The sequence below is a fragment of the Arcicella sp. GW458-12-2-14-TSB2 genome, assembly GCF_059423785.1.
In genome coordinates this window covers 21,900-30,169 of sequence record NZ_JBWKYN010000058.1, presented here as the reverse complement: position 1 = coordinate 30,169, position 8,270 = coordinate 21,900, and the positions used below count along the sequence as shown (strand labels likewise).

The 8,270-nt window shown below is 35.7% G+C and carries 6 protein-coding genes; all 6 read left to right on the top strand.

Annotated elements, in window-relative coordinates:
• The first annotated feature begins 143 nt into the window (after nt 1-143).
• The 6 genes from AC07XN_RS10515 (at nt 144) to AC07XN_RS10490 (ending at nt 8,218) form a co-directional block, all read left to right on the top strand.
• Nucleotides 144-2,705 carry a DUF5686 and carboxypeptidase-like regulatory domain-containing protein gene (locus AC07XN_RS10515; protein WP_309915508.1) on the top strand — a complete coding sequence of 854 codons (2,562 nt, stop codon included), beginning with the start codon at nt 144-146 and terminating at the stop codon, nt 2,703-2,705.
• A gap of 183 nt (nt 2,706-2,888) precedes the next feature.
• The gene (locus tag AC07XN_RS10510) at nt 2,889-3,923 is read left to right on the top strand and encodes a CDP-glycerol glycerophosphotransferase family protein (RefSeq protein WP_494743027.1); all 1,035 of its coding nucleotides are present in this window, start codon (nt 2,889-2,891) and stop codon (nt 3,921-3,923) included.
• Nucleotides 3,924-4,054: 131 nt separating this feature from the next.
• Nucleotides 4,055-4,858 carry a cytidylyltransferase domain-containing protein gene (locus AC07XN_RS10505; protein WP_494743026.1) on the top strand — a complete coding sequence of 268 codons (804 nt, stop codon included), beginning with the start codon at nt 4,055-4,057 and terminating at the stop codon, nt 4,856-4,858.
• 21 nt (nt 4,859-4,879) lie between these two features.
• Complete coding sequence (locus AC07XN_RS10500; RefSeq protein WP_494743025.1) at nt 4,880-5,737, top strand: transketolase; 858 nt, start codon at nt 4,880-4,882, stop codon at nt 5,735-5,737.
• Nucleotides 5,738-5,847: 110 nt separating this feature from the next.
• Nucleotides 5,848-6,762, top strand: a complete 915-nt coding sequence (locus tag AC07XN_RS10495) for a transketolase family protein (RefSeq protein ID WP_309915496.1) — start codon at nt 5,848-5,850, stop codon at nt 6,760-6,762.
• A gap of 112 nt (nt 6,763-6,874) precedes the next feature.
• Nucleotides 6,875-8,218: an aminotransferase class III-fold pyridoxal phosphate-dependent enzyme gene (locus tag AC07XN_RS10490; RefSeq protein ID WP_494743024.1), complete on the top strand. Its 1,344-nt coding sequence runs from the start codon at nt 6,875-6,877 to the stop codon at nt 8,216-8,218.
• The last annotated feature ends 52 nt before the right edge of the window (nt 8,219-8,270 follow it).

Genomic DNA, 8,270 nt, shown 5'->3' with positions numbered 1-8,270 from the left:
CCAACATACTTTTGGTTGGTTTATTAAAAAATGTTGATTTCTTTTTTTCAAAAATATTCTTAAGTTAATCCTTATTAGATGTGGCTATTTCTGATGGCCATTCCTATATAATTCAACTGCTTTATTTAAATTAATTTTATAAAATGAGTGATTATTACAAAATACTCAAAGCCTGTTTACTTCTACTTTTTGTAGCTATTACACCAATTATTTATGCACAACAGCTTACTCGTATCAAAGGAAAAGTAAGCGATGCTAAAACTGGAGAAACGTTGCCATTTGTAAATGTAAGTATTATGGGAACTAAACAGGGTACTCAGACAGATATGAATGGGAGTTTTTATCTAGAAACTCCTGTGTTAAAACCTACTCTGCGAGTAGCCTTCGTAGGTTATACCCCTGAGGTTAGAGAAATAGATGGTGGCAAAATTGTAACTGTAACTTTCAAGCTTAAAACCCAAAATACGGATTTACAAGAAGTAACCGTAAAAGGTAAAAAAGATAAATACCGCAACAAAGATAATCCTGCTGTGGTATTGATTCGCAAGGTTATAGAACACAAAGACCAAAACAGGAAAGAAGCCCTAGATTTTTATCAATATAATAAATACGAAAAATTAGAATTTGACCTTAGCAATATTTCTGAAAAATTCAGGAACAAACGCTCTTTGAAAAAATTCGACTTTGTATTTAATCACCTCGACACTTCACAAATCACTGGTAAAGTAAATTTACCAATGTACCTAAAAGAAACTATATCAGACGTTTACTACAAAAAATCACCAGAGAATAAAAAGGAAGTAATTAGCGGTGAGAAAATGACGGGCTTGGGGAACTATGTAGATAACAATGGTATAAAACTATATCTGGAGGCCTTGTACCAAGACGTAAATGTGTATGACAACAATATCCTACTATTAGCCACACAGTTTTTAGGACCAACTGCTCCTGTTGCTCCTCAGTTTTATCGTTATGTAATTATTGACACCACCAGCTTTAAAGGAACCAAGTGTGTCAATTTAGGTTTCTCTCCAAGGAATTCTAATGACCAGCTTTTTCAAGGAACAATGTTGATAGCACTGGATTCTAGTTATGCGATTAGAAAGGTACAAATGGGCTTTTCTAAAGACATTAACGTGAATTTTGTGACAGATTTAAGAGTGGCTCAAGAGTATGACTTTATTGAAAACGAAGGCTTGATGCTGACTAAAGACGATTTGGCGATTGAATTCAACCTATTGAAAAAGGAAAATGGTATGGGGCTTTTTGGGCAAAGGAGCGTGTCGTATAATAGGTACGTTATCAATAAACCCATCAGTGATGAAAAGTTTTCAGGTCTAAAAACAGACATCTTAAAAGATGCCGCCAATAGAGATGATAGCTTTTGGCAACAGAACCGACATCAGGAACTGTCATCAAAAGAATTGGGGATTTACACGATGGTTGATAGTGTAAAAAAAGTGCCCGCTTTTCAGCGTTTCATGAATACCGCCACTTTTTTACTGGAAGGTTATAAGCCAATGGGAGGCTTTGAAATTGGTCCAGTAAATACATTTTACAGTTTTAATACGATAGAAGGATTTAGACTACGAGTAGGCGGACGAACAACACCTACTTTTAGTGACAAAATGGCTTTTGAGGGCTATGCTGCCTACGGTTTCAGAGACGAACGTTATAAGTATTTTGCTTCTGCCACTTTCTCCTTGACAGACCATAATACCTATACCTATCCTATCAAACACCTTAGGATTTCTTATCAAGATGAAATAAAAATTCCAGGTCAGGAATTACAGTTTGTTCAAGAAGATAATTTTTTGCTTTCCTTTAAAAGAGGTCAAAATAATAAAATGACCTATAATAAAGTAATCAATCTGGATTATTTAAATGAATCGAGGTCAGGGTTAACGGTGAACGTCAATTTCAAAAATATCAGACAAACGCCTACTGGTGCCCTTACTTTTAATACTATCAAAGATGGTAATATTACTTCTACGCCCGAAGTGATTAGTAGCGAGTTGATGATTGGGCTAAAATATGCCCCTAACGAACAATTTTATCAAGGCAAAAATTATCGTATCCCGATTATTAACAAATATCCTACCTTTCAGATACGATATACCTTAGGCGTAAAAGGTTTATTGGATGGGCAATACAATTTCCACCGTTTAGTAGGCTATGCCCATAAACGAATGTATTTACCTCCTATTGGCTACACCGATTTTACGTTAGAAGGTGGCAAAACGTTTAATACATTGCCTTACCCATTATTAACAATTCATAGAGCTAACCAAAGTTATGCTTATCAACCAGAGGCCTACAACCTGATGAATTTTTTAGAATTTGTTAGTGACGAATATGCTGCTCTTTTTGTTGATCACCATTTTAATGGATTTATTTTCAACAAATTACCTTTGATAAAAAAATTAAAGTTAAGAGAAGTGATTACCTTTAAAGGATTGATGGGGAGGTTAAGTGATAAAAATCGTCCAACTGCACAAAATGGATTAATGTTATTACCTGTCGACGAAAATGGTAAGCCTACTACTTTTTCGCTAGAAAATAAACCCTATATGGAAATGAGTTTTGGTATTGAGAATATCTTTAAAGTACTTCGACTAGATTTTGTAAAGCGTTTAAGCTATTTAGAAAATCCAAATGTCAGTACGGGAACAGCAATTAGGTTTAGAATGAGGTTTGATTTTTAATCAAATTTAAACCAAAATATCATACCTAAAGAGGCTTAACATTGATATTAAAACACGTTTTAAAAATACTTTAATATCAATTTCATCCAGATATAGTTCAAACTCACAAACACTTAATTTCGAGATAATATTGAATTAATACTTGCTTGATAATTTTGCTTTAAATAAATCAAAAGATAGTCTATGAAAAAGAAGATTTTATTCATAACTGGTTCAATCAATCAAACTACTCAAATGCATCAAATTGCGGAACAACTTCCTGAATTTGATTGTTGGTTTAGCCAAATTTTTACAGATTCACCCTTTATCCAATGGGTTATTGACAAAACTGAGTTTCTGAATAAAACTGTATTGGCGGGGCAGTTCAAAGAAAATTCTGAAAAATACTGTTATGAACATCATCTCAAATTGGATTATAAAGCTAGAAAGAATCAATACGATTTAGTGGTTTATTGTTCAGATATGATTATTCCTGATAGAATGCTCCAAAATAAAACCTTGTGGGTACAAGAAGGTATGATTGACGAGTATACTGGTATAAGTAAGCTTATAAAAAGATTAAAATTACCTCCTTATCTAGCTGTTGGAACATCATTAAATGGGTCTTCAAATATTTGTAATGTTTATTGTGCAGCTTCTGAAGGCTATAAAGAACGCTTCTCAAAAATTGGTACACACAGCAACAAAATTTTAGTAACAGGTATTCCAAATTTTGATAATTGTGAACAGTATCATATAAATGATTTCCCTTTACACAATTATGTTTTAGTGGCCACTTCTGATGGACGAGAATGCTTCAGACCTGAAGACAGAGTCGGTTTTATCAAAGACTGTGTGGCAAAGGCAGCAGGGAGACAAATGATATTCAAGCTTCATCCTAATGAAATTGTTGAAAGAGCTACTAACGAAATCAAAGAGAATACGCCTGAGGGAACTATAATTTATACTACTGGTAATATTAATCCAATGATTGCGAACTGTGATGAATTTATCACGCAGTATTCATCAGCAGTATATGTGGGAATGGCACTTGGCAAAAAAGTACATTCGTACTTTGATAAAGAAGAACTTACCAGACAAATGCCTATTCAAAACAAAGGTACTTCGGCTAAAAATATCGCTCAGGTTTGCAGAGACTTTTTAGGATTTAAAGGTAAGAAAGAAGATTTCGTTAAGTCGTATGACTATAAAGCTGTTAGCGAATTGGTATATGAATAGACTGTATTATAAGTAATTGAGCGATTTAATGAATGCGTGATTAACACATTTAAAATTACTCTTTTGCTGATGTGGTTTAGTTTTGACCCATTTCTTACAGACATTTTGTTTCAAAATAATATATTAAAATAATGTCAGAAATTACGATTGTTGTTCAAGCTCGGATGTCGTCTAGTAGATTACCCAAAAAGGTATTATTACCTATTTTGGGCGAAAGTCTGCTATATAGAATGATAGAACGTTTACAACAAATTAAACATCAGGCTACTATTGTAATTGCTACCTCAGAAGACCAGCAAGATGATGTAATTGAACAGTTTTGTCAAGAAAAAAACATAATCTGTTACCGTGGGAGCTTGAATAATTTATTAGACAGACATTATCAGGTTGGCGTCTTGACTAATGCCAAAATTGTCATAAAAATCCCTTCTGATTGCCCGCTTATCGACCCAAGAATTGTGGATAAAGTATTGGATTTTTATATTGAAAATGAAGGAAAATATGATTTTGTGAGTAACCTTCACCCTGCTACTTATCCAGACGGCAACGATGTAGAGATTATGACGATTGAAGCATTGAGCAAAGCTTGGAATGAAGCCAGTCGCCCTTTAGAATTAGAACATACTACCCCCTACTTTTGGGAAAATCCAGATAAATTTCGGTTAGCAAATGTTACTTGGGAAACAGGATTAGACTATTCTATGTCTCATCGTTTTACCATAGACTACCACGAAGACTATCTATTCATTAAGCGTGTTTTTGAAGAATTATATCCACAAAATCCTGCGTTTTCATTGGACGATATTCTTAGGTTGCTACAGCAAAAACCTGAAATATATACTATTAACGAACGTTTTGCAGGTGTAAATTGGTACAGAAATCATTTAGATGAATTGAAAACCATCACGCCTGAGCAAACCAAAATTAGTATTTAGCATAAATTCCAAATAAATACAATGACCGAAGAAAAATTAGAAACATTAAAAAGTATCGCATTACGTGTCCGTGAGCACATCATCGGAATGTCTACGGATGGCGGTTGTTTTGTAGGAGCTTCCCTTTCGGCTACCGATTTGATGGTTTACCTCTACAATAATTTTTTAAATATCACCAAAGAAAATCTTGACGACCCTAATCGTGACTATTTGTTTCTTTCAAAAGGTCATGATGTACCTGCTTTGTATGGAACGTTGGTTGAAATGGGCATTTTAGAAGCTGAACGTCTTCAAAATCATCTTTCTACTTCAGATAGTATTTACTGGCACCCTAATACTAAAATTCCGGGTATCGAATTTCATTCAGGTTCATTAGGCCACCTACCGGCTGTTTCGCTTGGTGTAGCCTTAGATTGTAAAATGAGAGGAACTGACAACCGAATCATCTGTATTTTGGGCGATGGTGAATTAAACGAAGGGTCTTGTTGGGAAGCTGTTTTAGTAGCCAATGCGTACAAATTAGACAACCTAGTTTTTGTGATTGATCGTAACCAGTTCCAAGCAAACATTGCTACAGAAGATTTGATTCCATTGGAGCCTTTGACCGATAAATTCAAAGCTTTTGGAGCGGATGTAGTAAGAATAGACGGACATAATTTTCTGGATTTAGAAGAAGCTTTTACAAGTTTAGATGAACGCAAAGGCAAACTTCACGTAGTGATTGCTGATACTATCCGTGGGAAAGGATTACCAAGTATAGAAGCTCGTGCTGACCGTTGGTTCTGTAATTTCTCAGCCAATGAGGTATCACAATTGATGGAAGAATTACATGGTGTTCATTCAGCTAATATCGAATCTGAAGTGTTAGTAGTTAGATAGATAGCTATCAGCTTTCGGATGTCAGCTTTCAGCCTTTAGTTTATGATAATAAAATCTTTAATCCGAAATCTGATAGCCGAAATCCGATGACTTAAAAAATATATAAAATTATGTACGAAGAATTATTAAAAAATACAGCCCTTAACGACGAACGTTTTGTAGTAATGACTGCCGAAAACCGTGCATTAGTCAGAAATCTACCAGCTGTTTTGGGCAAACGATTTATAGATACAGGTATAACAGAACAAACGATGATTGGTGCTGCCGCTGGCTTAGCACTTCGCGGACGCATTCCTGTGGTGCATGCTCTGTCGGCTTTTTTGTCAATGCGTGCTTTTGAGTTTATCCGTACTGATGCAGGTATTGCTAATTTACCTGTGAAATTAAGCAGTTTTATCCCCGGCTTTTTATCAGACGGAAACGGGCCTACGCACCAAGCCATTGAAGATATTAATATCATGCGTGGTATTCCGAATATGCAGGTTTTTGCCCCTGCTGATGAAAATGATTTAGTAACGATGTTACCTCAAATCTGGAATACTCCAAATCCTTCTTATGTACGTATTTGTACAAGACCTGCTCAGTATCAACATGATACCAATTTTGAAATCGGGAAGGCTGAAATCATTGCAGAAGGAACAGATGTAACTATCTTAGTATATGGTTTTATGTTTGAACAAGCTTTGATTACAGCAGATATTTTACGTCAAGAAGGTAAATCAGTAGGTTTGGTAAACATGAGAAGCCTTAAACCTGTAGACGAACAAGCTATTGTAAAAGCTGCGCTACAATCAGATTTAGTGGTAACTATCGAAGACCACTTCTTAACTGGTGGATTATATACTATCGTTGCCGAAACTTTATTGAAAAATAGAATTACGGCCGATGTGTTACCAATTGCTTTAGTAGAAAAATGGTTTAAACCAGCACGTTTGAACGAAGTACTAGCATATGAAGGATTCACGGGAAAACAAATGGCTGAAAAAATATTGGCTCATGAGGAAGCTGTAAGCCTTGAGCAATGAGCCATGAGTTGATGAATCAAATTCTTCTGAATTTTGCTTCCTCAACCTTAATCATCTCTTGATTCTTTCATCCTAAAGTCTTAAAGTCCAACGATCCTAAATTCCAACAAAAATGCCAAATTCAATAAAATCTAACGATAATTATCCAACTATCACCGAGTCTGATAGTCTGTATAATAGAGCTTTAAAAGTACAAAAACCAATTACGCAAACCCTTGCCAAGGGACCAGGTCAGTTTACGAAGGGCGTAGCTCCTAAGTATTTGAAAAAAGGAAAAGGCTCGCACGTTTGGGATGTTGATGGCAACGAATACATCGATTTTAATGCTGCGATTGGCCCGCTTTCATTAGGTTATGCTTATCCTGTAGTAGATGAAGCCATTAAGCAACAGTTAGAAGATGGAATCACGTTTTCATTGATGCATCCTTTAGAAGTAGAACTTTCTGAATTGATTCAAGAAGTAATTCCTAATGCCGAGGCTGTAAAGATTTCAAAAACTGGTGCGGATGTTTGTTCAGCGGCTATCCGTGTTGCACGTGCTTTCACTGGTCGTGAAAAGATTTTCTGTTGTGGTTATCATGGCTGGCACGATTGGTATATCGGTATTACAAGCCGTAATGCGGGTATTCCAGAGGCTATTCAAAACATGACCTATACGTTTGAATACAACAATATTCAAGCAATCCGTGAGGCGTTGGATGAAGACGTAGCTGCTATTATCCTTGAACCTTTCATTTTCGAAGCCCCACAAAACAATTTCTTACAGGAATTAGCAACGCTTTGTCGTGAAAATGGCACATTACTCATTTTTGATGAAATGTGGACGGGCTTCCGTATTGCATTGGGTGGTGCTCAGGAATATTTCAATGTTGTGCCTGATTTAGCTGTCTATTCAAAAGCGTGTGCAAATGGGATGCCTATTGCATTATTGACGGGTCGTGCTGATGTAATGGAATTATTCAATAGTGATGTATTCAGCTACACTACTTTTGGTGGTGAAGCTCTTTCTTTGGCAGCAAGTATTGCTACTATCAAAGAAATCAGGGATAAAAATGTACCTGCTTATTTAGATGCTAAAGGGCAAATTATCAAAGATGGCTATAACGAAATCGCGAAAGAATTTGGCTTAGAAAACCTTACTAAGTGTATTGGTTATAACTGCCGTTCGATGGTGACGTTTGCACCTGAAGCTGGTAACGGCTTAGAAGTAAAGGCTTTGGTACAACAAGAAATGATTAAGCGTGGTGTTTTATGGGCTGGTTTCCATAATATGTGTTTTAGCCATTCAGACGAAGACATCAATTATACACTTTCGGCCTATCGCGAGGTAATGCCTATTTTGAAAGAAGCTATCGAAAGTAATGATGTAAAATCATACTTGAAAGGTGAAGTATTAGAAGCAGTTTTCAGAAAAACTAGCAATTATAATATTAAGCCTGCTTTGGCTAAAGCTTAAGAAAGCTGTGAGTTATGAGCGATGAGCTAATAATTTAAGATTACATAAGCTA

Excerpts from the sequence above, each read along its gene's own strand:
- AC07XN_RS10515 (WP_309915508.1), top strand. The coding sequence starts at position 144 with ATGAGTGATTATTACAAAATACTCAAAGCCTGTTTACTTCTACTTTTT.
- AC07XN_RS10510 (WP_494743027.1), top strand. The coding sequence starts at position 2,889 with ATGAAAAAGAAGATTTTATTCATAACTGGTTCAATCAATCAAACTACT.
- AC07XN_RS10505 (WP_494743026.1), top strand. The coding sequence starts at position 4,055 with ATGTCAGAAATTACGATTGTTGTTCAAGCTCGGATGTCGTCTAGTAGA.
- AC07XN_RS10500 (WP_494743025.1), top strand. The coding sequence starts at position 4,880 with ATGACCGAAGAAAAATTAGAAACATTAAAAAGTATCGCATTACGTGTC.
- AC07XN_RS10495 (WP_309915496.1), top strand. The coding sequence starts at position 5,848 with ATGTACGAAGAATTATTAAAAAATACAGCCCTTAACGACGAACGTTTT.
- AC07XN_RS10490 (WP_494743024.1), top strand. The coding sequence starts at position 6,875 with ATGCCAAATTCAATAAAATCTAACGATAATTATCCAACTATCACCGAG.